22 protein-coding genes are annotated in these 25418 nt (G+C 72.3%); 15 read left to right on the top strand and 7 right to left on the bottom strand.

Annotation, left to right across the window (positions count from 1 at the left end; all coding sequences use genetic code 11):
- Positions 1 to 1062, bottom strand: a complete 1062-nt coding sequence (locus tag ACWD0F_RS13030; protein WP_449874864.1) for a winged helix DNA-binding domain-containing protein — start codon at positions 1060 to 1062, stop codon at positions 1 to 3.
- Positions 1063 to 1071: 9 nt separating this feature from the next.
- On the opposite strand from ACWD0F_RS13030, the gene ACWD0F_RS13025 reads away from it, so the two are divergent.
- The 3 genes from ACWD0F_RS13025 (at position 1072) to ACWD0F_RS13015 (ending at position 4027) form a co-directional block, all read left to right on the top strand.
- A complete protein-coding gene (locus ACWD0F_RS13025; RefSeq protein ID WP_449874862.1) occupies positions 1072 to 2250 on the top strand; it encodes a cysteine desulfurase-like protein in 1179 nt (392 codons plus the stop codon).
- Between the two features lie 321 nt (positions 2251 to 2571).
- Positions 2572 to 2940, top strand: coding sequence for a hypothetical protein (locus ACWD0F_RS13020; RefSeq protein WP_449874860.1), 369 nt, complete (start codon positions 2572 to 2574; stop codon positions 2938 to 2940).
- A gap of 115 nt (positions 2941 to 3055) precedes the next feature.
- Positions 3056 to 4027, top strand: a complete 972-nt coding sequence (locus ACWD0F_RS13015; protein ID WP_449874858.1) for a tyrosine-type recombinase/integrase — start codon at positions 3056 to 3058, stop codon at positions 4025 to 4027.
- Between the two features lie 7 nt (positions 4028 to 4034).
- Here ACWD0F_RS13015 and ACWD0F_RS13010 read toward each other — a convergent pair whose 3' ends face one another.
- Together ACWD0F_RS13010 and ACWD0F_RS13005 are read right to left on the bottom strand one after the other, a co-directional pair.
- Positions 4035 to 5657 (bottom strand): SulP family inorganic anion transporter, encoded by a 1623-nt coding sequence (locus ACWD0F_RS13010; protein ID WP_449875023.1) that lies wholly within the window; start codon positions 5655 to 5657, stop codon positions 4035 to 4037.
- A gap of 258 nt (positions 5658 to 5915) precedes the next feature.
- Entirely contained in the window at positions 5916 to 6524 is a 609-nt protein-coding gene (locus tag ACWD0F_RS13005; protein ID WP_449874856.1) for a TetR family transcriptional regulator, read from the bottom strand.
- Positions 6525 to 6591: 67 nt separating this feature from the next.
- On the opposite strand from ACWD0F_RS13005, the gene ACWD0F_RS13000 reads away from it, so the two are divergent.
- The 8 genes from ACWD0F_RS13000 (at position 6592) to ACWD0F_RS12965 (ending at position 16945) form a co-directional block, all read left to right on the top strand.
- On the top strand, positions 6592 to 8580 hold the full coding sequence (locus tag ACWD0F_RS13000) for a HelD family protein (protein WP_449874854.1): 1989 nt from the start codon (positions 6592 to 6594) through the stop codon (positions 8578 to 8580).
- 86 nt (positions 8581 to 8666) lie between these two features.
- A complete protein-coding gene (locus tag ACWD0F_RS12995) occupies positions 8667 to 8984 on the top strand; it encodes a hypothetical protein (protein ID WP_449874852.1) in 318 nt (105 codons plus the stop codon).
- 138 nt (positions 8985 to 9122) lie between these two features.
- The gene (locus ACWD0F_RS12990) at positions 9123 to 9719 is read left to right on the top strand and encodes an NUDIX hydrolase (RefSeq protein ID WP_449874850.1); all 597 of its coding nucleotides are present in this window, start codon (positions 9123 to 9125) and stop codon (positions 9717 to 9719) included.
- Positions 9720 to 9882: 163 nt separating this feature from the next.
- Positions 9883 to 12618, top strand: coding sequence for a class IV lanthionine synthetase LanL (gene lanL / locus ACWD0F_RS12985; protein ID WP_449874848.1), 2736 nt, complete (start codon positions 9883 to 9885; stop codon positions 12616 to 12618).
- A gap of 587 nt (positions 12619 to 13205) precedes the next feature.
- Positions 13206 to 13865 (top strand): lysophospholipid acyltransferase family protein, encoded by a 660-nt coding sequence (locus ACWD0F_RS12980; protein WP_449874847.1) that lies wholly within the window; start codon positions 13206 to 13208, stop codon positions 13863 to 13865.
- A 65-nt stretch (positions 13866 to 13930) separates the two neighbouring features.
- A complete protein-coding gene (locus tag ACWD0F_RS12975) occupies positions 13931 to 15505 on the top strand; it encodes a penicillin-binding transpeptidase domain-containing protein (protein WP_449874845.1) in 1575 nt (524 codons plus the stop codon).
- A gap of 77 nt (positions 15506 to 15582) precedes the next feature.
- Positions 15583 to 16050: an OsmC family protein gene (locus tag ACWD0F_RS12970; protein WP_449874843.1), complete on the top strand. Its 468-nt coding sequence runs from the start codon at positions 15583 to 15585 to the stop codon at positions 16048 to 16050.
- 67 nt (positions 16051 to 16117) lie between these two features.
- Positions 16118 to 16945 (top strand): polysaccharide deacetylase family protein, encoded by an 828-nt coding sequence (locus ACWD0F_RS12965; protein ID WP_449874841.1) that lies wholly within the window; start codon positions 16118 to 16120, stop codon positions 16943 to 16945.
- Between the two features lie 65 nt (positions 16946 to 17010).
- Here the strand turns inward: ACWD0F_RS12965 and ACWD0F_RS12960 are convergent, their stop codons facing one another.
- Positions 17011 to 17292 (bottom strand): DUF3040 domain-containing protein, encoded by a 282-nt coding sequence (locus tag ACWD0F_RS12960; protein ID WP_449874839.1) that lies wholly within the window; start codon positions 17290 to 17292, stop codon positions 17011 to 17013.
- Between the two features lie 133 nt (positions 17293 to 17425).
- Between ACWD0F_RS12960 and ACWD0F_RS12955 the strand changes: the two genes are divergently transcribed.
- The 4 genes from ACWD0F_RS12955 to ACWD0F_RS12940 all read left to right on the top strand — a co-directional run bounded on the left by ACWD0F_RS12955 (position 17426) and on the right by ACWD0F_RS12940 (position 23651).
- The gene (locus ACWD0F_RS12955) at positions 17426 to 18466 is read left to right on the top strand and encodes an Rv2578c family radical SAM protein (protein WP_449874837.1); all 1041 of its coding nucleotides are present in this window, start codon (positions 17426 to 17428) and stop codon (positions 18464 to 18466) included.
- A 270-nt stretch (positions 18467 to 18736) separates the two neighbouring features.
- Complete coding sequence (locus ACWD0F_RS12950) at positions 18737 to 18859, top strand: hypothetical protein (RefSeq protein ID WP_449874835.1); 123 nt, start codon at positions 18737 to 18739, stop codon at positions 18857 to 18859.
- A 92-nt stretch (positions 18860 to 18951) separates the two neighbouring features.
- The gene (locus tag ACWD0F_RS12945; protein WP_449874833.1) at positions 18952 to 22083 is read left to right on the top strand and encodes a S41 family peptidase; all 3132 of its coding nucleotides are present in this window, start codon (positions 18952 to 18954) and stop codon (positions 22081 to 22083) included.
- 161 nt (positions 22084 to 22244) lie between these two features.
- Positions 22245 to 23651 carry a glycosyltransferase family 4 protein gene (locus ACWD0F_RS12940; RefSeq protein WP_449874831.1) on the top strand — a complete coding sequence of 469 codons (1407 nt, stop codon included), beginning with the start codon at positions 22245 to 22247 and terminating at the stop codon, positions 23649 to 23651.
- On the opposite strand, the gene ACWD0F_RS12935 is transcribed toward ACWD0F_RS12940, so the two are convergent.
- Genes ACWD0F_RS12935 through crcB form a run of 3 tightly spaced genes read right to left on the bottom strand, consistent with a single transcriptional unit; the run spans position 23632 to position 25394 of the window.
- Complete coding sequence (locus tag ACWD0F_RS12935; protein WP_449874829.1) at positions 23632 to 24591, bottom strand: S1C family serine protease; 960 nt, start codon at positions 24589 to 24591, stop codon at positions 23632 to 23634. The two genes, ACWD0F_RS12940 and ACWD0F_RS12935, sit on opposite strands and share 20 nt — an antisense overlap.
- Positions 24592 to 24648: 57 nt before the next feature.
- Positions 24649 to 25008, bottom strand: a complete 360-nt coding sequence (locus ACWD0F_RS12930; RefSeq protein WP_449874827.1) for a fluoride efflux transporter FluC — start codon at positions 25006 to 25008, stop codon at positions 24649 to 24651.
- Complete coding sequence (crcB, locus tag ACWD0F_RS12925; RefSeq protein WP_449874825.1) at positions 25005 to 25394, bottom strand: fluoride efflux transporter CrcB; 390 nt, start codon at positions 25392 to 25394, stop codon at positions 25005 to 25007. The genes ACWD0F_RS12930 and crcB overlap by 4 nt, the downstream gene beginning before the upstream one ends.
- Between the last annotated feature and the right edge of the window lie 24 nt (positions 25395 to 25418).

The raw sequence follows: 25418 nt of genomic DNA, 5'->3' as shown, positions 1-25418 counted from the left end.
TCAGAGTCCGTCCGCCACTTCAAGCGCGGGCGCGGCGCCGGGCTCGGCGAAGGCCAGCAGACGCAGGCCCTCCTCCTCCAGGACACCAAGGTCCGGTACGCCGGGCGAGCTCGTGGTGAACGGGCTGATGAGGAGCGTGGCCTTCTTGGCCGTGCGCTTGATCTGCCAGGTCCCCGCCGCGAAACCGTCGATGAGATAGACGGCCTTGATCCGCAGGTTCTTGGTCGTGACACGGCTCCTGTGCTCGTCGGCCAGCACGCGGTTGCGGTCGGCGTGACCGAGGATCAAGGTGTCGAAATCGGGCAGGAAACGTACGGGCGCGGGCGTGTCGCCACCGGGCCGGGGCGCGCCGGGCAGGTCGAAGAGCGTCTTGCCCGCGAACGGAAGCCGTTCCAGGTCCATCGCCTCCATGACGGGCCGCAGACCGCCCAGCCCCGACCAGGTCTGCACGTCGGCGGGCGTGGCGGGGCCGAACGCGGCCAGGTATCGCTCGACCAGCGTCTCCAGCCCGCCGGACGGCCTCAGCTCCATGCCCGGCAGCGCGAACGCCGCATCGCGCGGAAAGCTCCACCGGTCCTCGGTCGGCACCATGACCAGCGGCGTGAGCATGCGCACCGCGTACCCGAGCGCCCGGTCGTCGGCCCCGGGGAACTCCGCCAGCAGCCGTGGCCGCAGCTCGTTGAACGTCAGCGGCCCGCCGGCGAGCAGCCGGTCGGCGGCGGCCACGACCGCCTCGACGTCGATGCCCTCGAACCGGCGCATCGCGGCGGCCAGCATCGGCCGCAGCGCGAGCCGGAACGCCGCGAAGTCCGCGGCCGTCACCAGGTGCAGCGTGGCGCGCCACATGGTGGCCCGCACCAGGGTGCGGGCGTGCAGCGCCGCGTGCAGATCGTCCCGCTCGAACCCCTCCAGCCGGGACCACACCCCCAGGTACGGCGGCCTCGGCTCCTGCGCCTGCAGCCCCGCCAGGCGGCCGATGACGTCCGCCACGTCCCCCTTGTGCCGGGTGAGCAGATGCTGGCGGGCCAAAGTCGCCCGGTTGAGGTCTCTGAGGGTGAGCATTTACCTATCATGCCTTTCCCGATTAAAGCGGTGCGCTCCTCGTATCCAGCCCTGACCGACGGCTACGCCTACCTCGACGGCGCCGCGGGCACGCAGACCCCCCGATCGGTGATCGACGCCATCTCCTCCGCCTACCGGACCGGGATCGGCAACGTGGGCGGCGCCTTCCCCGCCAGCCACCGCTCCGGCGCGATCGTGGCGGCCTGCCGCGCCGCCGTGGCCGACCTGGTCGGCGGCCATCCGGACGGCGTCATCCTCGGCCCGAACATGACCACGCTGACCTACCGCCTCGCCAGAGCGCTCGCCGGCCCTGGCGACGAGGTGGTGGTCTCCAGGCTGGACCACGACGCCAACGTGCGCCCCTGGACCCAGACCGGCGCCACCGTCCGCTGGGCCGAGGTGGACCCGGTCACCGGGGAGCTGCCGGTCGAGCAGTACGCGGAGCTGATCGGCGGGCGCACCCGCGTGGTGGCGGTGACGGCGGCCAGCAACATCCTGGGCACCCGGCCCGACGTGGCCGCGATCGCGGAGCTGGCGCACCGGGCGGGCGCCCTGACGTACGTGGACGGCGTGCACGCCACCGCGCACGGCCCGGTCGACATGCGCGCGCTGGGCGCCGACTTCTACGCCACCAGCGCCTACAAGTGGTCGGGCCCGCACATCGGCGCCGTGGTGGCCGACCCGGCGCTGCTGGAGACCGTCAGGCCGGACAAGCTGGCCTCCTCGGCCGACACGGTGCCGGAGCGGTTCGAGACCGGGACGGCGGCGTTCGCCGACCTCGACGGGGTGACGGCGGCCGTGGACCACCTGGCGTCCATGGTCCCGGGCGCGGGCGGCCGGCGCGAGCGCCTGCTGGCCTCGATGGCCGCGGCGGAGGAGCACGAGATGGAGCTGTTCGGGGCGCTGCTGGAGGAGCTGGAGACCATGCCGCACGTCACGGTGTACGGCAAGCCGGCCAGGCGGACCGCCACCGCCTATTTCAACGTGGCCGGCCGCACCCCGCGCCAGGTCGCCGAGCACCTGGCCGGGCGCGGCGTGAACGTCTGGAACGGGCACAACTACGCCTGGGAGTTGACCGCCGCGCTCGGCATCCGCGACTCGGGCGGCGCGGTGCGCGCGGGCCTGGTCCCCTACAACGACCGCTCCGACGTGGATCGCCTCCTGGAGGGCGTGGCCCGCCTGGGCTGAGGCGTGTTCGTCCCGTCGCCGACCGTCACACGGGCAGGTCTTGCCTCTTTCGCGACGCGCCGCTGACCCGGACGGCCCGGCCAGAATCGTCAAGCCTGCGCCAATGGCCGCCTTACGGCGATGAAAGGCGGGCGAGGCCGAGGTAAAAAGCCTTATCGGCGAGGCGGTGTTCGCGCAAGGAAAGCGCGCGAACACGTTTTGGCAATCGCCGGCGCCATGAGGCGGCCGAGAAAAAACAGCGGCCGCACCCTTGACGTTTCCCGGTCGCGACCGGCCACGATGAGAGAGGCAGGAGGACCAGCAAGCAGCGGGGAGGATTCCGTGCTCAAAGAAGCATGCGCTATCAGCGCCCTTGTGGCTGCCACTCTCGTCCCTTCGGCGGCCGCCCAGGCGAACGCCGCCAAGGTCAGAACCGCCGATACACCCACGTCATCCACCTCACTCGGCGACTGCGCGTCCAGCAGAAACGCGGACTGCAAGTGGTATGACAAAGGCAACAAGAGATGCCTCTTCTGCAAGAAAAAGAAGGGCGGCTGGAAGAAGCAGCACTGCGAACAGAAGGAGCATGAGTCGACCGAGACCGAATGCAAGACGACGACTCCGGACCCGGCCATGCCGAAACGCACTTGCAGAGTCTGCGTCAACCAGAAGGGTAAGCAGGTCTCCAAGGAATGCAGCACCGCGCCCTAGAGCCTGAAGCTGCGCCTCTCCCGACCCGGGTGAAATGAACGACTGCCCTTCCGCGCTTCGCGGGAGGGCAGTCGTCGTCCGGATCGCCGCCGCGAAGACCGGTAAGATCGTCCGGGTGAGCCTGCCTGTCCTACCTGACCTGGCGGCGCTGCCGATGGAGCCGGCGCGCGACCCGTACCACGTCTATCTCGACTCGCTCACCAGCCCGGAGTCGCGCCGCACCATGCGCGGCTGCCTCGACCGGCTGGCCCGGCTGCTCACCGGCGACGAGGCCGCCACGGGCGCGGGCCAGCCGTGGCATCTGCTGCGCTACGAGCACACCGTGCGCATCCGCACGATGCTCACCGGCCAGGGCTGGTCGGCCGCCTACGTGAACAAGCACCTGGTGGCGCTGCGGCGGGTGCTGAAGGAGGCGTGGCGGCTCGGCCAGAGCAGCGCCGAGGACTTCGCCCGCGCCTCCGACCTCGCTCCGGTACGCCAGAGCCGCCTGCCCACCGGTCACCACGTGCCGCCCGAAGTGGTCGGCGCGGCCCTGTCCGCCTGCGACGACGCACCGGCCGGGGTGCGCGACGCGGCACTGATCGCCGTCCTCTACTCCACCGGCTGCCGCCGCGCGGAGATCGGCGGGCTGGCGCTGGCCGACTACGACCCGGGGGCGCGCTCGTTGCGGGTGCGCGGCAAACGGGACAAGGAGCGGCTGGTCTATCTGACCACCGACGCCATCGGGCTGGTCGAGCGCTGGCTGGCGATCCGCGGCGGCGGCCCGGGGGCGTTGTTCTGCCCGATCAGCCGGGCCGGGCGGCTGCGGGAGCGCGACGGGCGCCCGGTCGGGCTGACCGGGCAGGGCATCGCCGACATCCTGGCCCGCCGGCTGGGCGCGGCGGGCGCGTCGCGGCGCACGGCGCACGACTTCCGCCGGACGTTCATCGGCGAGCTGCTGGACGCCGGGGTGGACCTGGCGACGGCACAGGCCCTGGTCGGCCACTCGTCGCCGGCGACCACGGCCCGCTACGACCGCCGCCCGGAGAAGACCCGCCGCGAGGCCGTGGACCGCCTCCGCCTGCCCGCCGCCCGCCCCCTCTCCTGACCCGCCTTCAGCCCGCCAGGCGCGGCACGATGCCGGTGGTGTGCAGCCGGTCGCGGGCGGCCGCGATGGCCTCCGTGGTCGTGGCGAAGACCTGCCCCGCCTGGCTCAGCCGGGCGATCACGCCGAGCGCCTCCAGCGGCTGGTGGTGCCCGTCGGGGATGCCGGAGACGTAGACCGAGATGCCGCGCCCTTCGAGGCGTTCGATGGCGTCGCCGAGCTTCAGCGCGCCGCTGGCGTCGATGGTGGTGACGCGCGACATCCGCAACACCACCACGGACACGCCGGTGACCTGCGACAACTCCAGCAGGAAGCGGTGGGCCGCGGCGAAGAACAGCGGCCCGGCCAGGCGGTAGGTGACGATGTGCTCGGAGAGCCGGGCGTGCTCGTCCACGGTGTGGTGCGGCTGCAGGTCGTGACGGAGCGGCTCGGCGTCGAGGCGGGCGTTGCGGGCCATCGCCCGCACGGCCAGCGCCCCGGCCACGACCAGGCCGAGGATGACGGCCAGGACCGTGTCGAGCGTCAGCGTGGCGACGGCGGTCAGCACGAGGACCAGCGCGTCTCCCCTGGTGGAGCGGAACATGGCCCGGACCGCGTCGACCTCCACCATGCGCACCGACGTGGCCAGCAGGACGCCGGCCAGCGCGGCGAGCGGGATCCGGGAGACGAGCCCGGCGGCGGTGTAGACGATCGCGCCGAGGATGAGCGCGTGGGCCAGCGCGGCCAGCCGGGACTGGGCGCCGGAGCGCACGTTGACGGCGGTGCGCACGATAGCCCCCGTGCCCGGCATGCCGCCGAACAGGGGCGTGACGAGGTTGGCCAGACCCTGGCCGAACAGCTCGCGGTCGGGGTCGTGCCGCGGCCCTCGGCTCATGCTGTCGGCCACGGTGGCCGACAGCAGCGACTCCAGGGCGGCCAGGGCGGCCACCGCGATGGCCGGCGCCATCAGGGACGGCATCGCGGCGGGATCGAGGAACCGCAGCGACGGCGCGGGCAGCCCGGCGGGCAGGTCGCCGATCCTGGCCAGCGGCAGGCCGGCCAGCTCGGCGGCGACGGTGGCGAGGGCCACGGCGAGCAGCGAGAACGGCAGCGCCGGCCGCAGGCTCGCGGCCACCAGCAACGCCGCGGCCATGAGCAGGGTGACGGACATGGCCCACCAGTGGGGCCTGGCGAGGAAGTCCATGAGCGCGTGCCAGGCCACGACGGCGACCTTGTCGCTCACCCTGGCGTCGACGCCGAGCGCGTGCGGGACCTGCTGCAGGCCGATCACGCAGGCGATGCCGACGGTGAAGCCCGCCACGACCGGAGCGGGGAGCAGGGCCATGTAGCGGCCGGCGCGGGCCAGGGCCAGCCCGACCAGCAGCAGCCCGGCCAGCACGCCCACCGTGAGCACGCCGGTGGCGCCGTGCGCGCTCATGATCGGCATGAGCACGACCGTCATCGCGCCGCTCGTGCCGGACACCTGCAGCGGCGATCCGCCGAACATCGCGGCCAGCGAGCCGGCGACCACGGCCGTGGCCAGGCCGGAGGCGGCGCCCATGCCCGAGCTGATGCCGAACCCGAGGGCCAGCGGCAGCGCGACGATCGCCACCGTGAGGCCGGCGAGCAGGTCCTGGCGGGGCCGGCGGCGCATGTCGGCCAGCGTGTCGCGTTCGGGAAGCAGGGAACGGATCCGCGCCCAGATCGCGAACAGCACGCCGGTCACGTGTTGTCGCCCTTCGAACTCGCCGTGTGATCGGTCGTGCGCGTGCAAGGTTCGCCCATCTTGCGCTCCTTTGGGTAAAGCCAGCCCCGCAATGTGGTCAAGAGGTCGTCAGGATATCAAGTACACCCCTTCCCACCTGGTTAAACGGGGTACGGCCAGGATGTTCGCCAGACGTGAAACTCACGGTCAGCGGGCGGCGAGCGACAGCAGGGCGAACGCGTGCTCGGCGGCGTCCACCGCCTCGCGCTCGACCTCCGCCAGCGGCCTGCCCGCCGCCAGCAGCGCCCAGGTGCGGCGCGACAACACCCGCTGCGCCGCGAGCGCCTGCGCGGCGACCAGATCGGCGGTCAGCTCGTCCGTCGTCTCGGCGAGCGCCTCGGCCAGCGCCCGCTCATCCAGCGACATCTGCTGGAACAGCCGGGCCACCAGGCTCGGGGTGGTGAACACCATCCGGTGATAGGCCACCACCTGGGGGTGGTCGTTGAGCCCGGTGACCGGATCGCGCCGGGCGAGCCCGTCGAGGAAGTGGCGGCGCAGCGCCTCCAGCGGCCGCTCGCCGGCCCGCCGCCCCCGGACCACGCGGGCGGCCTCGCCCCGATGGTCGGAGATCCGGTGCAGGACGAGGTCCTCCTTGGTCGGGAAGTACTTGAACAGCGTCGGCTTCGACACCCCGGCCGCGGCGGCGATCTCGGTCACGGGCACCTCGTCGAAGCCGCGCTCCAGGAAGAGCGCGATGGCCGCCGCCGAGATGGCCTCGTGCACACGCCGGCGCTGGAGCTCACGCAGTCCTGTCATGAAGCACACTCTAGCAAAGTGTTAACCTGGTCAATATCTTAACCGAGTTAACACTTGCGGAGGTGTCATGGCGACGCTCGACGACGAGCGGCAGTACGTCGAACACTGCCTGACCGGGCTGCGCAGAATGCTCGACGGCGCGCGGAACAACGTGATCGTCGGCGAGAGCGTGGCCGGCGACCGCTACAGCGCCGAACGGCTGGGCCGCCACCTCAAGAGCCTGGCCAAGGAGCTGAGCGAGGAGCCGGAGGGGCCGCCGTTCTTCGGCCGGCTCGACTTCGGCCAGGGCTCGGCCGAGCACCGGGGCCGGGCTTACCACATCGGCCGCCGGCACATCACCGGCGAGGGCGGCGGCCCGCCCGTGGTGATCGACTGGCGCGCGCCGGTCTCGCGCGCCTTCTACCGGGCCAGCGCCCGCGACCCCCAGGGCGTCGCGGTCCGGCGCCGCTTCGGCTGGTCCGGCGGCACGCTCACCGGGTTCGAGGACGAGCGCCTCGGACAGGGCGAGGAGGGCGAGAGCCGGATCCTCGCCGCCGAGATCGAACGCCCCCGCGTCGGCCCCATGCGCGACATCGTCGCCACCATCCAGCCGGAGCAGGACGACCTCGTACGCGCCAGGCTGGACGCCTCCCTCTGCGTCCAGGGCGCGCCCGGCACCGGCAAGACCGCGGTCGGCCTGCACCGGGCGGCCTACCTGCTGTACGCCCACCGCGACCGCCTGAACCGCTCCGGCGTCCTGATGCTCGGCCCCAACCGGGCCTTCCTCGGCTACATCTCGGCCGTGCTGCCCGCGCTCGGGGAGGTGGACGTCGAGCAGACCACCCTCGAACGCCTGCTCGCCTCCGTCCCCGTCACCGCGCGCGACCCCGAGCCCGCCGCGCTGGTCAAGCACGACGCGCGCATGGCCCGGGTCCTGCGCGAGGCTCTGTACGGGCGGATCGCGAAGCCGGCCGGGCCCGTGGTGGTGTCCGACGGCTCCTACCGGTGGCGGGTGAGCGAGGAGAGGCTGCGCCGCCTCGTGGACGACACGCGGCGCGAGGCCCTGCCGTACGGGATCGGGCGCGAGCGGGTGCGGGCCAGGATCGTCGAGGCGATCCGGCGCCAGGCCGAGGCGCGCGGGGCGACGGCGAACGCGGCCTGGACCCGCAAGATCGGCCGCGGCGTCACCCCGTTCCTGGACGCCCTCTGGCCGGCCGTCAAACCGGAGGAGGTCCTGTACGAGGTGCTGCGCGGCCCGGCGGACGGCCCGGACCCGGCGGCGGGCGTCCTGACCCCGGACGAGCGTGCGGCGATCACCTGGGCCAGGCCGCCGCGCAGCGTCAGGAGCGCCGCGTGGACGCCGGCCGACCTGGTGCTCCTCGACGAGATCGGCGCGCTGATCGAACGCCCGCGCGGCTACGGCCACGTCATCGTGGACGAGGCCCAGGACCTGTCGGCGATGGAGTGCAGGGCCGTGGCCAGGCGCAGCGAGCACGGCTCGCTGACCGTGCTCGGCGACCTGGCGCAGGGCACCACGCCGTGGGCCGCGACGTCCTGGCCGGAGCACATGGCGCTGCTGGGCAAGCCGGAGGGCCGGGTCATCGCGCTGACGACCGGGTTCCGCGTCCCGGCGGTGGTGGTCGAGCTGGCCAACACGCTGCTGGCGGCGCTGGAGGCGGAGGTGCCGGCGACCCGGTCGTACCGGTCGGACGGCAGGTTGCGCGTCACTCCGTCGCCCGCGTTGGCGGCGGGCGTGGTCGAGGCGGCGCGGGAGGCGCTGACGTTCGAGGGCTCGATCGGCGTGATCGCCGCCGACACCGCCGTGGAGACGCTCACGTCCGCGCTGTGGGACGCGGGCCTGGACGTCGGCGGGCGCCTCACCGTCATGCCCGCCTCGCTCGCCAAGGGCCTGGAGTACGACCACGTGATCGTCGCCGAGCCCGCCGCCATCGCCGAGGCCGAGCGGCGCGGCCTGAACCGGCTGTACGTCGCCCTCACCCGGGCCGTCTCCCGTCTGGACGTCGTGCACGCCAGGCCCCTTCCGCCGCAACTTTCTCGCCCTGTAGAAGCCGCCTGAAATGGGCAGATGTCCTGGTTACATCGACTCGACAGGACCTCGTGCTCGGTGTGTGATGTGTTTCACGTATCGAGAGGAGCCCGCTAGTGACCTCGTCGCAGGAGCCGCCCCAGGGTGACGATCCGCATACCCGCGAGGGTCAGTGGTCGCAACCTCCGCCTTATCCGCAGCCGCCCTACAAACAGCAGCCGAGCAACCAGGTCTTGTCGATCATCGGGTTCGTCTGCGCCGTGGTGGCCGTGCTGTTCATCCCGATCCTGTTCGGCCTGGCCGGCATCGTGCTCGGGATCGTCGGGCACACGCGGGGCGAGCCGCTGGGCAAGTGGGCCGCCGTCGCGGCGGGCGTGGGGATGATCGTCGGCATGGTGCTCGGCGCCATCGTCATGAGCGGCACGTCCGCCTGACCGGCGCGTCCGCCTGACCGGCACGCCTGACCGGCACGCCTGACCGGCACGGCTGACCGGCACGGCTGACCGGCACGGCTGACCGGCACGGCCGTCCGCCGCACGCTTTCGCGCACCCCGCCGTGACATCCTGGAGGGGTGCTGTCGCCCATCGACGTGCTGCGTGAGCAGATCATCGCCCATCTGGCCCTCTTCGACCGCCGCGAGGTGCCGCCCGTCGGAGGGGTGCGCCGGGCCGCCGTGACCGTGTGCGTGCTGGAAGACGCCGAGCGCCTCCCGTACACCGTGCTGATCAAGCGGGCCGCCCGTGGCCGCAACCCCGGGCAGTGGGCGCTCCCCGGCGGACGGCTCGACGACGGCGAGCAGCCGGTGGAGGCGGCGCTGCGGGAGCTGGCCGAGGAGACGGGCATCTCGGGGGTCGAGGTGGCCGGGCTGCTCGACGACTTCGTCACCGACTCCGGATTCGTGATCACGCCGGTGGTGGCGTTCGGCGGACGGCAGGAGCCGGTGGCCGATCCGCGCGAGGTGGCCTCCGTGCACGCGGTGCCGCTGGAACGGTTCCTGGCGCCCGGGGTGCCGCGCTGGCAGGGGGAGTTGCTGCAGATGCCGCTGGGGCCCTCGATCGTGGTGCACGCGCCGACCGGGGCGATCCTGTGGCAGTTCGCCGAGGTGGCGCTGCGCGGCCGTGAGCAGCGGGTCTTCGACGTGGTCCAGCCGCGCTGGACGCGGACGTAACCGGCCGGGCCGCACCACTACCGCCAATCCGGCCAGCACCACTATGCCGCGAATCCGGGGGCGGAGTGGTGCTGGCTCCGTCCCGGATCGGCGGCTTCCATAGGGGTCTGGCGGCGCGCCGGTCCTGACGGGCGCGCCGGGCGCGGCCGACGGGGGGACCGGCATGACAAGCAGGGACGCCACGATCTTCGGCGACATCGTCGCGGCGGCCCTTCGCGGGGGCTGGCGGGTGGCGGACCGGGGTTTCTGGCAACTGGCCGAGCCGGACGGCTACCGGATGCCCGCGCAGGGCTGGAAGCTGCACGTCTCGGCCACGATGCTGGCCGCTCCCGTCGTGCTGTCCAGGGTCGCTGGGGTGCTGGCGCGGGAGCGCTGCGCGTTCAAGTTCGCGGCCACGCTCGACGACTACTGGGAGCTGTGCGGGCCGCACGGCGACCGGGCGCAGGGCGGCAAGCTCGTCACCGTCTACCCGCCGGACGACCGCGCGTCGGCGCGGCTCGCGGGCCTGCTCGACGAGGCGACCCGCGGGCTGCCCGGTCCGGCGGTGCTGTCCGATCGGCCCTTCCGGCGGGGCGGCATCGTCCACTACCGGTACGGCGCCTTCGAGGGCCACCGGCTGCTCGGCGCCGACGGCTTCTACGAGGTGTGCCTGCGCTCGCCGCAGGGTGAGCCGGTACGGGACGAACGGCTGCCACGCTTCACACCCCCACCGTTCGCGATCTCCCCCTTCACCACCTCCGACATCTCCGCCGCCGCCGCCGAAACCGCCGAAACCGCTGGGACGGAGCCGGTGCGCGCGCCCGACGCGACGCCGCAGGCCGTGCTCCTCGACGGCCGGTACGTGGTCCGCGAGGCCATCAGGCACGGCAACCGCGGCGGCGTCTACCTGGCACGCGACACCGAGACCGGTGAAGAGGTCGTCGTCAAGGAGGCCCGGCCGCACGCCTGCGCCGACCTGAGCGGCGCCGACGCGCGCGACAAGCTGGCCGCCGAGCGCTCCCGCCTCGACACGCTGGCCGGCACCGGCGCCGTCCCGGCCGTGGTGGGCTTCTTCGAGCAGGGCGGGCACGTCTTCCTGGCCGAGGAGCTCGTGCCGGGCACCACCTTGCAGCGCTGGTCGGAGCGCACGGCCGGGCCGCTGGGCGACGACGGGTTCGGCGGGGCGGCCGGCGACGTGCTGCCTGTCGCGCGCGGGCTGGTGCGCGGGCTGACGGCCGTCCACGAGCGGGGGCTGGTGCTGGTGGACCTCTCGCCGGGGAACGTCATGGTGCGGCCCGATGGCGAGGTGCGGCTCATCGACCTGGAGTTCGCGGCCGAGCGCGGGGCGACCGTGCTGATCGGGGGCACACCGGAGTTCATGGCGCCCGAACTGGTGCCGCACCGGGGACGCCACAGACCGGCCCCGGAGCCGTCAGCCGACCTGTACAGCCTCGGGGCGATGCTGTTCTTCCTGGCCACCGGGAGCGGCCCCGGACTCATGGAGGGGACGGCTCCGGGGCGGGTGGCCGCGCACGCGCGCCGGGTCAGCGCGGCGAACCCGACGCTCGCGCTGCTGTGGCCGCTGGTGGCGGGCCTGCTCACCGGCCCGGAGGACCGCTGGCCCCTGGACAGATGCGCCGCCTTCCTCCAGCGGCTCACCCCGGACGAGCCCGCGCCCCACCCGGCCAAAACTCACGGCCGCCCCACGGAAGCCGGTGCCGCGGCTGCGGGGGAATGGGACGAGCTGATCTCGGATGGGCTCGCGTGGCTGGCCGAGACGATGGACCGCCGCGAGGACGCGCCGTCCCTGTGGCCGGACCGCGTCCAGGGCCTGCACGCCGACCCGTGCGCGGTCGCGCACGGAGCCGCCGGAATCCTCGCCGTGCACACCGCCGCCGCCGCCGACACCTCGGCGATCACCCGGTGGTTGCGGCGGCGCATGGAGGCCGAGGCCGTCTGGCCGCCCGGTCTGCACATGGGCCGGTCAGGAGCCGTCTGGGCCCTGTACGACGCCGCCACCGGCCCCGAGGACCGGGCCGCCGCGCTGCGCGCCGCGCGCAACCTGCCCACGGCCCACCCCAGAACCGACGTCACCCACGGCCTGGCCGGCTGCGGCATGGCGGTGTTGCGCCTGGCGCTGCTCTCGGGCGACGCGCGTCTGCGCGAGCAGGCGGTGACCACGTTCACCCACCTGCACGCCGCCGCCTCCTACCCCGGCGGCCACCCCCGATGGCCCGCCCACAGCCGCGACGCCCGCACCCGCGGCACCGGCGGCCATCTCGGGTTCGCGCACGGCGTCGCCGGCATCGCCACGGCCCTGCTGTACGCCGCCACCACCCTCGGCCGCCCCGACTGGATGCCGGCCGTGCACGGAGCCGCCGCCCTGCTGCGCCGACGCGCGGAGCTGGACGGCGACACCGCCTGGTGGCCCACCCTGCGCGACGACCCGGCCACGGCCAGGCCGCGCCGCCCGCACTGGTGCAGCGGATCGTCCGGCATCGGCTCCTTCCTGGTGCGCTACTGGAGGGTGACGGGCGACGAGGCGGCCCTGTCGCTGGCCGGGCAGGCGGCCTCCGCCGTGCACCGCTCCCGCTGGCGGATCGGCGCCGCGGCCTGCCACGGCCTGCCGGGCGAAGGCGACTTCCTGCTCGACATGGCGGCCTTCACCGGCGAGGCCCGCTATCGCCGGTGGGCCGGCGACGTGGCCGGGTGCCTGGCCGCCAAGGCCGTCAGGACGGGCCGGCTGCTGCTGGTCCCCGACCCGTTCGACACGTTCGTCCCCGGTTATCTGGGGGGCGTGGCCGGAACGCTCGCGTTCCTGCTGCGCCTGCGGCACGGGCACGCCCGGCCCTGGATGCTGGACGACGTCGCCGGCCTCGGCCGCCGGCCCGTTCCCGAACTCGCCGCCGCGGTCTCCTGACGGCGGCGGTCGACATATCGGCATCGAGACGAGGGAGGGGGTGAAACATATGTCGTTCGACGTTCAGGACCTCCAGGCTCTTGGCGAGCGTGAACCGGTCGCCTCAGCGGCCCTGTATACGAACTGCTTCAAGCACGTTGGATGCACCGACTGGGCCGGCAACGTCGCCGACTGACGCGGAGCGCGCCACGTCGCCCATGGCCGCGTGCGCCCGGAGCGATCCGGCGTACGCGGCCGCTCGTCTCACCTGAAGGACGTCAACGGGGGGTCCCGAACCCGCGCCGACCTGGAGCGAAGTGGCCTGCGCCGGTCATACGTCACCCAAGGGCGCGCCAAAGGGGCCGACGCGATTACCCCGATGGCCGGACCGTGTGCTTAACTCGATATTGCCGATGTGGTCTGTGTCCCCCGGGCCGCAAATTACCGCCTTCACGGAATACCGTTCGGCTGGAGCCGTGTTGTGCACCTCGCCGAGGAGGCGACCGCCACATCGGCCTTAACAGCTTTTCCCAGGCGTCCCGGCCATCAGGCCGGGACGCCTGCTTTATGGTGGGGTGGCCGACCGCCCGATGATCCAGGAGAGCTCGTTGCTTTACGAAGTGGTCAAGTTCGCCGCCGCACCGCTCGCCCATGCGATGTGCCGGCCGCACATCTCCGGCGCCTCGCACGTGCCGAGGACCGGACCCGCGATCCTGGCCGCCAACCACCTGTCGGTGCTCGACTCGTTCCTGCTGCCGGCGCTGCTGCCCAGGCACGTGACGTTCACCGCCAAGACCGAGTATTTCGCGGGCAACCCCGTCTCCGGGTTCTTCATGCGGCTGGGCGGCAGCCTGCCGATCGACCGCGAGAGCGCGCACGCCGCGCAGGCCATGCTCGACGCCGCCGCCGATCTGCTGGAGCGGGGGGAGCTGTTCGGCATCCATCCTGAGGGCACCCGCTCCCCCGACGGCCGCCTCTACCGCGGCAAGATCGGGGTGGCCTGGCTGGCGCTCAAGACGGGGGCGCCGGTGCTGCCGGTGGCACTCAGCGGCACCGAGAAGGTGCTGCCCCTGGGCGCGAAGGTGCCGAGGCCGGCTCGGATCGGCATCTCCATCGGGGAGCCCATGCGGTTCGAGGGCGACCACACCAAGGCGCGCGATCGCCGTCGGGTGACCGACGAGATCATGGCCGCGATCCAGAAACTGTCCGGGCAGGAATACGTTCCCGCCTACGCCTCCAGCGTCAAGGCCGCCGGCGGCGTGGCTTAGGCTCGGTCATCCGTCGTCGAGGAGCAGGGGGCTGATCAGTGGCACGGGGCCGTACCATCGCGATCGTGTCCGGCGTCACCGTGCTCGCGGTGGGGGCCGCGGCAGGCGGCGCGTACTACATGCTGCACACCAGGGGCACGCCCGCCGAGACCGCGCAGCGCTTCGTGGCCGCCTGGCAGGCGGGCGACGACCCGGCGATGGCGGCCGAGCTGGCCACTGCGCAGCAGCTCGGCGTCTATGACCAGCAGCGCAGTGCGCTCGCCGTGGAGTCCGCCGCGATCAAGCTGGGCCGGATCACCGAGGGCGACGGCCGCGCCAGCGCCCCCTACACCGCGACGTTCGCCCTCAAGAACGTCGGCGAGTGGTCCTACGACGGCCAGATCGACCTCGTGGTGGCCGACCGCCACTGGAAGGTCGACTGGACGCCCACGACCCTGCATCCGTCGATGACGCCGGGGGCCGCCTTCGCCCTCAAGACCGACTGGCCCGGCCGGGCCGAGATCACCGACGCCGGCGGCGACCGCATCGACACCGGCGCGGTGGGCGGGTCCGTGCAGCAGCTCGTCGGCTATCTCGACAAGGCCACCAAGAAGGACGTGGCCAAGCTCGGCACCTCCTACAAGACCGGGCAGGCCATCGGGCGCGGCGGGCTGCAGGAGACGTTCCAGAAGCGGCTGGCGGGCACGCCGGCCACCCAGATCCAGCTCGGCGGCAAGACGCTGCAGACCATCGAGGGCACCGACGGCGAGCCCGTGCAGACTACGCTCGACCCCCGCGTGCAGGCCGCCGCGGTGGGCGCGGTCAAGGACATGAAGAAGCCCACGTCGATGGTGGCGATCAAGCCGGCGACGGGCGAGATCCTGGCCGTGGTGAACAACCAGGGCGGGTTCAACCGGGCGCTGGACGGCCGTTATCCGCCCGGGTCGACGTTCAAGGCCGTCACGGCGATCGGGCTGCTGGCGGCGGGGATGGCTCCGCAGGACAGGGTGACGTGCCCGATGTACGCCACCGTCGGCGGGCTGAAGATCCGCAACTCGGAGAAGGAGGAGTTCGGGTCGTTGTCGTTCCTCGACTCCTTCGCGCACTCGTGCAACACCACGTTCGCGCCGCTGGCCGAGTCGAAGCTGGGCGCCGACAAGCTGCTCGACGTGGCTCAGGACGTCGGCTTCAACCAGCCGCTCAACATCGGGGTGCCCGCGGCCAAGGCCAGCTTCCCCAAGGCGCAGTCGGACGCCGAGCTGGCGGCCGAGGCGTTCGGGCAGGGCCGCATCACGGCCAGCCCGCTGTCGATGGCCTCGGTCGCCGCCGCGATCGCCGACGGCACCTGGCGGCCCCCGACGCTGGTGCCCTCGCTGAAGCAGAAGGCCACCGACCGGGAGCTGCCCGACGGGGTGAAGGACCAGTTGCACTCGATGATGGCGGCCGTGGTGTCCAAGGGCACCGCCAGGTCGGCGGGGCTGCCCTCGGGGACACACGGCAAGACCGGCACCGCCGAGTACGGCACCGGCGAGAAGCTGAACAGCCACGCCTGGTTCATGGGGTTCAAGGACGACGTGGCTTTCGCCGTGGTCGTGGAGGGCGGCGGCGGGGGTGGCGCGGTGGCCGCTCCGGTCGCGGCCTCCTTCCTCAAGGGGCTGTGAGCCGCCGGCGCGCGACGGTCTACGATCGGGTCTCGCACACGTGCTCGACGCGTCACCCGAGAGAAGGATCGCCCAGCATGACCCGCCTGCACTCCTATCCTGTCGTCGTCACCTGGACCGGCGACAAGGGCACCGGCACCAGCGGCTACCGCGACTACGGCCGCGACCATGACCTGTCCGCCGAGGGCCGTCCGGACATCGCGGGCACCTCCGACCCGGCCTTCCGCGGCGACCCGTCCCGCTGGAACCCGGAGCAGCTCCTGGTCGGCTCGCTGTCGCAGTGCCACATGCTGTGGTATCTGCACAAGTGCGCCACCTCGGGCGTGGTCGTCACCGCCTACGCCGACAACGCCGTCGGCACCATGGCCGAGACCGCCGACGGCGGCCACTTCACCGAGGTGGTGCTGCGCCCGGTCGTCACCGTGGCGTCGCCGGAGATGATCGAGAGCGCCGTCCGGCTGCACGAAGACGCGCACGCGGCCTGTTTCATCGCGCGCTCGGTCAACTTCCCGGTGCGGCATGAGCCCACCGTCGTGACCGGCTGACTCAACCGGGCGGCACGCGGCCGAAAGTCGGTGGATCTTACTGGCTCGGGTGCGCCACGCTGGGGGCGTGAACGAGCTTCTGGGCTATCCGGCCGACGCGCGGCTGCTGATCGTGAACACCGATGACTTCGGCATGTACCGGGCGGTCAACGAGGCGGTCGTCCGCTCGATCGAGGAGGGGATCGCCGGTTCGTGCAGTCTGATGACGCCGTGTCCTGGCGCGTCGCACGCCATGGAGCTGCTGCGGGATCGGCCGGAGATCTCCTTCGGCATCCATCTGACGCTGGTCTGCGAGGCGCCCGTCCAGCGGTGGGGGCCGCTGACGGCTCCGGAGAAGGTGCCGTCGCTGCTCGACGGGACGGGCGGGCTGTTCACGCCCGGCCGCATTCCCGAGTTGCTCGCCCAGGCGCGGCTGGAGGAGGTCGAGCTGGAGTTTCGGGCGCAGATCACCGCCGCCACGGACGCGGGGCTCGCGCCGACCCATCTGGACTGGCACTGCCTGGCCGACGGTGGGCGCGCCGACATCTTCGACCTGACCGTGGCGCTGGCCGGCGAGCACGGCCTGGCGGTGCGGGCCTGGCTCGATCCCGCCCGCCATAAGCTGCGCGAGCGGGGGCTGCCGGTCGTGGAGCACGACTTTCTGGACAGCTTCCGGCTGGACCTCGACGGGAAGGCGGCCGCGTACGCGGAGCTGCTGCGCGAGGTGCCGGCCGGATTGAGCGAATGGGCCGTGCATCCGGGGCTGGGCGACGCGGAGGCGCGGGCGGTGGATCCGGAGGGGTGGCGGGTACGGCTCAGCGACCATGAGTTTCTCACCTCGCCCGAGGCGCGCGAGCTGATCCGGCGGGAAGGGATCGTGGTGATCGACTACGGGACGCTACGGCGGGCATGGTGAGGCGGACCCCTCGGTGACGTCACGGGAGGACGTCGCCGGCGAGGCCGCTCGCTCGGGACTGACACTCAGAAGGCCGCGGCCAGCGCCAGGGCGGCGGCGGCCTCGTGCCGGAGAACCATGATCAGAAGGGTGGCGACCAGCGTGGCGATGAGCAGCCAGCTGATCAGGATGATGACCGTGGAGCGACGCGGCCGATGCCGGCCTGCGCTCTGATCGTTGGACCTCGCCTCGCTGCGACGAACCCGCTCGTTGAACGACTCAAGCCGTGCGACGAGTCGCGGATCGTCATCGACGAGGTGCTGCTCGATCTGGGCCAGCATCCGCTCCTCGTCCTGCGACCAGGCCATAGACGCACCTCCGGAACGCAAGCTCTGTGGCGTCTTTCTGCCCAACCCTGAAGATCATTAGCCCCCCGCTGACCATGTAATTGCCTGCTCTTTTCGGTTTGCGATCAAGCCGAACTCTTGTTCTAATCATGGAATGCGCTGGGACAACCTGCGCCCGGCCACCCCTGGCCGGGACGATCCGGCCGTGCCGCTGTTCGCCGGCGGCGCGGTCACCCGCACCTTCGGCACACCCGAGTTCAAGGGGATGACCTTCTACGAGATCCACGCGAAGTCCATCGTCAACCGGGTTCCCGGGGCCAGCCGGGTTCCGTTCGACTACACCATCAACCCTTACCGGGGCTGCAGCCATAGCTGTATTTACTGTTTTGCCCGAAAAACGCACGAATATCTGGATTTGGATTCCGGGGCGGACTTCGACTCCCAGATCATCGTCAAGGTCAACGCGGCCGAGCTGGCCCGCAAGGAGCTGGCCTCGCCGCGCTGGGGCGGCCACCCCGTGGCCATGGGCACCAACGTCGACTGCTACCAGCGCGCGGAGGGCCGCTACCGGTTGATGCGCGGCATCCTGACCGCGCTGCGCGACGCAGCCAACCCGTTCTCGATCCTCACCAAGGGCACCCTGATCCTGCGCGACCTCGACCTGCTGACCGAGGCCGCCGACGTCACCGAGGTGAGCGCCGGCGTGTCGGTCGGCTTCACCGACCCTGACGTGTGGCGGGCGGTCGAGCCGGGCACGCCCCACCCGCGCCGGCGCCTGGAGACGTGCGCGACGCTCAACGACAACGGCGTCGCGTGCGGCGTCCTGATGGCACCGATCCTGCCCTACCTCACCGACTCCCCCGCCCAGCTCGACCGCACCGTCAAGGAGATCGCCGAATCGGGCGCCACCCACCTCGTCCCGATCGTGCTGCACCTGCGGCCGGGGGCCAGGGAGTGGTGGCTGGCATGGCTCGCCCGCGAGCATCCGCGGCTGGTGCCCCGCTATCGGGAGCTGTACGGCCGCGGCTCCTACGCGCCCCAGGCCTACCAGCAGCGGATCACGGATCGGGTGCGGGAGCTCGCGCGGCGCCACGGCGTCGGCCGCGCCGTCCCGGCCATGGCCCGCCGCCTCCCACCCCGCCCCGCCCCGGGCGCCGCGGGCCCCCCGATGCCCGAGCAACTACGCCTGCTGTGACCACCCGCAAGCCGACGGCCCGGCACATGGCACCCGCAGGTGCGACGACGCGGTGGATCCCGGAGCCTTGGTGCACGAGTTCGAGCAGCGGGCCGCCGGAGCCGTGGCGCACGAGTTCGAGCAGCGGGCCGCCGGGGTCGGCGCATGGCGGCCGGAGCCGCCGGGCGCCGCCCCTCCCGTGAGGTGGTATGTCGTGTTTCGTGGATAGATGGGTATTAAGTGGCTTGGTGTGCCAATCTGGCGCATCTCGTCCGTTCAGGGGGATTCCACATGGCTGACACGAAGAAGAAACCGGCCGCGAAGTCCGGCAAGTCGAAGAAGCAGGCCATCAAGAGCAGCCGCCAGGCCAAGGAGACCAAGCGGGAAGGCCGGAAGACGACCGACGAAGGCTGACCCGGGCCGGGCGGGCGCAAGCCGCCCGGATGACATGATCTGACAGCCGAGGGCCGGTCCCCGGCTGTCAGATCGATCGTGGAGTTGCACTCATGTCGGCCTACCTGCGCTTCCCCGCCGTCTTCCAGGATGTGGTCGTCTTCGCCGCGGAAGACGACCTGTGGATGGTCTCCGCCCAGGGCGGCCGGGCGTTCCGGCTGACCGCCGGACTCGCCGAGGCCGGCTATCCGCGCATCTCCCCGCCCGGCGACCAGCTCGCGTTCGTCGGGCGCGAGGAGGGGCCGGAGGAGGTCTACGTGATGCCGTCCGGTGGCGGCGCGGCCCGCCGGGTGACCTTCCACGGGGCGCGCTGCACGGTGACCGGCTGGGACCCCGAAGGGCGCATCCTGTACGCCAGCGACCAGTCCCAGCCGTTCGAGGGCCGCAAGTGGCTGCACCGGGTCGCGCCGGGCGGAGTGCCGGAGCGGCTGCCGTACGGACCGGCGAACTCGATCGCGCACGGGCCGGACGGCATGATCGTGCTCGGCCGCAACACCGCCGACCCGGCGCGGTGGAAGCGGTATCGCGGCGGGACGGTCGGCGACCTGTGGATCGACCCGACGGGCGACGGCGAGTTCCGGCGGCTGATCAGGCTGCCGGGCAACCTGGCCTCCCCCTGCTGGAGCGACGGCCGGGTGTGCTTCATCTCCGACCACGAGGGCGTCGGCAACGTCTACTCCTGCACCCCCGACGGCGAGGACCTGCGCAAGCTGACGCGGCACGACGACTACTACGCCCGCAACCTGTCCGGCGACGGCCACCGGCTGGTCTACCACGCGGGCGGGGACCTCTACCTGCTGGATCCCGGCGAGCGGGCCCGCAAGCTGGACGTGCGGGTGGCCAGCTCCAGAACGCAGCGCAACCGCAGGTTCGTGGAGACCGCCGACTACCTCGACAGCGCCACGCTCAGCCCCGACGGCAGCGCGCTGGCGGTGACGGCGCGCGGCAAGGCGTACGCGATGGCGCACTGGGAGGGCCCGGTGCGCCAGCACGGCGCCCCCGACGGCGTCCGCTACCGCTTCCTGACCTGGCTGAACGACGGCGAGCGGCTGATCGCGGCGGCCAGCGGCGACGGCGACGAGGAGAAGCTGGTGCTCCTCGAAGGCCACGCGGGCGGGACGGCGACGGAGCTGGCCGGGCTGGGACGGATCAACGACCTGGTGCCCGACCCGGCGAACGACCGCGTGGCCGTGCTGAACCACCGCGACGAGCTGCACGTGCTCGACCTGTCCACGGGGCAGGCCACGCTCGTCGAGGCCAACCGGCACGGCCCGCCGGAGGATCCGGCGTGGTCGCCCGACGGGCAGTGGCTGGCCTACACCAGCCCGCTGGGCCCCCAGACGAGCGCGATCAAGCTGCACCATCCGGAGAGCGGGCGGACCACGCAGGCCACCGAGCCGGTGCTCAAGGACTCGATGCCGGCCTTCGATCCGGAGGGCCGCTACCTCTACTTCCTCGGCCAGCGGGTCTTCACGCCCGTCTACGACCAGCTCCAGTTCGATCTGGGTTTCCCGCTCGGCACCCGCCCGTACGCGGTGGCGCTGCGCGCGGACGTGCCCGACCCGTTCGTGCCGCGGCCGCGCCCCCTGGACGCCAAGGACCAGGACGACGAGGACGACGACGGCGAGGAAGGGGAGGAGCCGGAGCCGCTGCGCGTGGACCTGGACGGGCTGACCCGCCGCGTCACCGCCTTCCCGCTGCCGGAGGGGCGCTACGAGCAGGTGGCCGGGCTCAAGGGCAAGGCGCTGATCCTGACCAGCCCGATCGAGGGCGACAACACGCTGCACCTGTACGACTTCGCCAAGGGCAAGAGCGAGACGTTCGCCGAGGGCGTCAGCGAGTTCGAGCTGGGCCGCGACCACAAGACGCTGCTCTACCGGGCCGGCTCCAGGGTGCGGGTCGTCAAGGCGAACGAGGCGCCCGAGAACGACGAGGACGCCCCGGGCCGCGAGAGCGGCTGGATCGACCTGTCGCGGATCAAGGTGTCGGTGTGCCCGGAGGCCGAGTGGCGGCAGATGTTCCGGGAGGCGTGGCGGCTGCAACTGGAGAACTTCTGGACCGAGGACATGGCCGGCGTGGACTGGCAGGCCGTCTACGAGCGCTACCAGCCGCTGGTGGAGCGGGTGACGACCCGGGGCGAGTTCTCCGACCTGCTGTGGGAGCTGCACGGCGAGTTGGCCACCAGCCACGCGTACGAGAGCGGCGGCGAATACCGCCCGGGCCCCGACTACAGCCAGGGCAAGCTGGGCGTGGACTGGGACCATCGCGACGGCGTCTACCACATCCGCGCCATCGTGACGGGCGATCCCTGGGATCCGCAGTGCACCTCGCCGCTCAACAGGCTGGGTCTCGACGTACGCCCCGGAGACGCGGTCCTGGCCATCAACGGCGCCCCGATCGGCACCACGGCCACCCCGAACGAGCGTCTGGTCAACCAGGCCGGCGAGGAGGTCGAGCTGACCCTGCGCCGCGAGGAGCGGATCTTCACGGCCACGGTGCGCGCCATCGCCGACGAGCAGCCGGCCCGCTACCGCGACTGGGTCAACCTCAACCGCGCCGAGTGCCACCAGCGCACCGGCGGGCGCGTCGGCTACCTGCACGTGCCGGACATGGGGGTGGAGGGGTTCGGCGAGTTCCACCGCGGGTTCCTGTCGGAGTACGACCGGCACGCGCTCATCGTGGACGTGCGCTTCAACGGCGGCGGCCACGTGTCGGCGCTGCTGCTGGAGAAGCTGGCCCGGCGCCGCCTCGGCTACGACTACCCGCGCTGGGGCGACCCGGAGCCGTACCCGCCGGAGTCGCCGCGCGGCCCGCTGGTGGCCATCACCAACGAGTGGGCGGGCTCCGACGGCGACATCTTCAGTCACACCTTCAAGCTGCTGAAACTGGGCCCGCTGGTCGGCAAGCGCACGTGGGGCGGCGTCATCGGCATCTGGCCGCGTCACCAGCTCGCCGACGGCACCGTGACCACACAGCCGGAGTTCTCCTTCGCCTTCGACGACGTCGGCTGGCAGGTGGAGAACTACGGCACCGATCCGGACATCGACGTCGACATCACCCCGCAGGACTACGCGCGAGGCGTGGACACCCAGCTGGAGCGGGCCATCGACGTGGCGCTGGCGCTGCTGGCGGAACACCCGCCGCATACTCCTGATCCACGACACAGGCCGCGTATGCAACCTTAAGCACCCTTCCGGCGTCTAAAGATCATAGGTGGGGATAGCGCATAGGGGATGAACATCGTGCACCCCGCCCAGGCAAGACAATGGGCCGGTGGTGGGGCGTACGTCCTCATCACCGGCCACGTGTGTCCAGACTTGTTCCGCTAAAGAGGGGGTCTTGTCACGTGCGCGCACTGGCACGCAAGGGAAAGTCCACGGTCGTCCGGCTGTACCGGGGGTACAACCGGCGCAAGGTGCAGAAGGCGCCGCCGCCGTCGACCAAGCAGGTCCGCATCCTGCTGCTGCACGCCTACGGCATGGGCGGCACGATCAGAACCGTGTTCAACCTGGCGAGTTACCTGGCCAAGGAGCACGACGTCGAGATCGTGAGCATTCTGAAGGAGGCCGAGGAGCCGTTCTTCCCGATCGACCCGCGTGTGCGTTTCCGCTTTCTCGACGACCGGCTGCGTCCCAGCCCCGACCCGCTGCGGGCGGTGTTGTCGAAGATGCCCAGCCGGATCATCCCCAAGGAGGAGTCGGCCTACCACCGCTTCAACCTGTGGACCGACTACAAGCTGGCCCGCTATGTACGCTCGCTCGACACCGGCGTGCTGATGGCCACCCGCCCCGGCCTCAACCTGGCGATGGCCCAGTTGGCCCTGCCCAGCGTGATCACGATCGGGCAGGAACACGTGGCGCTGCGCACCCAGTCGGAGCCGATCCAGGAGCTCATCAAGTGGCGCTACCGCCGCCTCGACGCCCTGGTCACCTTAACCAAGGCCGACCTGCGCGACTACCGTGAGACGCTGCCGAAGAAGCCGAAGAAGCTGGTCCGCATCCCCAACGCCGTGCCGCCGATGTCGGGCGACGTGGCCAAGCTCGACGCCAAGGTGGCCATCGCGGTCGGCCGGCTGACCCGCATCAAGGGCTTCCACCGGCTCATCACCGCGTGGGAGACGGTCGCCGCCACGCATCCCGACTGGAAGTTGCGCATCTTCGGCGCCGGGCCGCAGGAGGAGAACCTGGCCCAGCAGATCGTGGACGCGGGCCTTTCGGGCAAGGTCGAGCTGCCGGGGCCGACCAGTGACGTGGGCGCCGAGCTGGAGAAGGCGTCGATCTACGCGCTCAGCTCCCGCCACGAGGGTTTCCCCATGACGATCCTGGAGGCGATGGCCAAGGGGCTGTCGATCGTCAGCTTCAACAGCCCGCACGGCCCCAAGGAGATGATCACCCACGAGGTGGACGGGCTGCTGGTCAAGCCGCGGACGAACGCGAACCTGGCCGCCTCCCTCATCCGGGTCATCGAGGACGAGCAGTTGCGCCGCGAGCTGGCCGCGGGCGCGCTGGAGACGGCCCGCTCCTACGACGTCGACGTGATCGGCCAGAAGTGGGACGCGCTGCTGGCCGAGCTGCTGGCCCGGCGCGACGGCACGTACGTCCGGCCCACCCCGCCACCGTCCCCCGGCACACCGGCCGCCGACGCACCAGCCTCGGATCCAGCGGCCACCGGAACACCGGCCTCGGACGCAGCGGCCCATGGCACACCGGCCGCCGGCACGGCGTCCGCCGGGGTCACACCTCGGAGCCCGTGAGCTCCACCGGCTCGGCGATGACGTCCACGAGGGCGCCGTTGCGGTAGACGGTGATCGGCAGCGGCCGCCCGATCGCCTCGGCGAACATCAGCCGCTGCAGGCTCTGCGCGTCACCCACCGGATGGCGGCCCGCGCTCAGGACGAGGTCCCCCGCGCGCAGCCCCGCCCGGTGGGCGGGCGAGCCGGGCACCACCTCCATCACGCGCAGCGCCCCGTCCTGCCCGGTGGGCCGCCGCAACCGCTCGGGCAGCGGCGCGGGTGAGGTGACGAGCCCCAGGAACGCCCGCCTGACCCGGCCGTCCCTGATGAGCGCGGCGATGATGGCGCGGGTCGTGCCGTTGATCGGCACGGCCAGCCCGACGCCGACCCCGGCCACGGCCGTGTTGATCCCGACCACCCGCGCGCGGGAGTCGGCCAGCGCGCCGCCGGAGTTGCCCGGGTTGAGGGCCGCGTCGGTCTGGATGACGTCCTCGATCAGGCGTACGGCCGCCCCGCTGCGCGCGGGCAGCGAGCGGCCGAGCCCCGACACCACCCCGGCCGTCACCGATCCGGTCAGCCCGAGCGGGTTGCCGACCGCGACCACGAGCTGCCCCACCACCAGCTCGTCGCTGTCGCCGAGCTCGACCGGCGGCGGGGTGGCCGTCCGGGCCCTGAGCACCGCGAGGTCCGAGAGCGGGTCGCGGCCGACCACCTCGAAGTCACCGGATGCGCCGTCGGCGAAGGCGACCGTGCCGGCGCGGGCGGAGCCGACCACGTGCGCGTTGGTCAGCAGGAAGCTCGGCGAGCCACGGGTGAAGACACGATCCGTCAAGACGTCGTTCGCGTCGATCACCACGCCGGAGCCGCTCCCCCTGGGCACGCGCACGGCGGCGACCTTCGCGAGGAGCTCGGCGGCGACCGAGGACACGACCTGGGAGTAGGCGTCGAGGGGATCGGCCACGGTGACCTCCAGATGATTACCCGCTTACACAGTAACTCCGGAGGCACCGTCGCGCCGCTACCCGACGGCCTGGGCCAGGAGGAGGCCGCCGCAGGCCGCGCCCAGGCCGGCGAGCACGCTGCCCACGGCGTTGGCGACGGCGTGGAATCCGGCCCCCTTCTCCAGCAGCCGCACCGTCTCGTAGCCGAACGTCGAGTACGTCGTCAGCGCCCCGCAGAACCCGGTGCCCGCCAGCGTCATCATCCCGTCGCCGACCGGCAGCGCGGCGAGGAAGGCGAGCAGCGCCGAGCCGATCACGTTCACCGTCAGGGTGCCCCACGGGAAGCCCGTGTCGTGCCGTGCCCGCACCGCCCGGTCCGTGAGGTAACGCACCGGCGCCCCCACGGCGGCCCCCAGCACGATCAGCAGCAGCGTCATCGCGCACCCGTCAGACGCCCGGCGGCCCGCCTGGCCAGCCAGGTGCCCGCGGCCACGGCGGCCAGCGCCGCCACCAGCGTCGCGGCCAGGTAGGCCAGCGCCGTCAGCGGCGCCCCCGCCCCGGCCACCCGCTGGATCTCCACCGCGTACGCCGAGAACGTGGTGTAGCCGCCCAGCACGCCCACCCCCAGGAACGGCCGCACCAGCCGGTGCGCCCGCCACACCTCCGTGACCGCCACCATGAGGATCCCGATCAGCAGGCAGCCCGACACGTTCACCCAGAACGTCCCCCACGGGAAGTCCGCGGGCCCGGCGGGCAACACCGTCTGCACGCCGTGCCGCGCCAGCGCGCCCAGCGCGCCCCCGGCCGCGATCACGGCGACCACCGGCCCCTGCGACTCGGCCCGCCG

The sequence above is a fragment of the Nonomuraea sp. NPDC002799 genome (assembly GCF_053592075.1).
The sequence above is the reverse complement of the archived record's forward strand: the minus strand, read 5'-3'. Positions and strand labels throughout refer to the sequence as shown.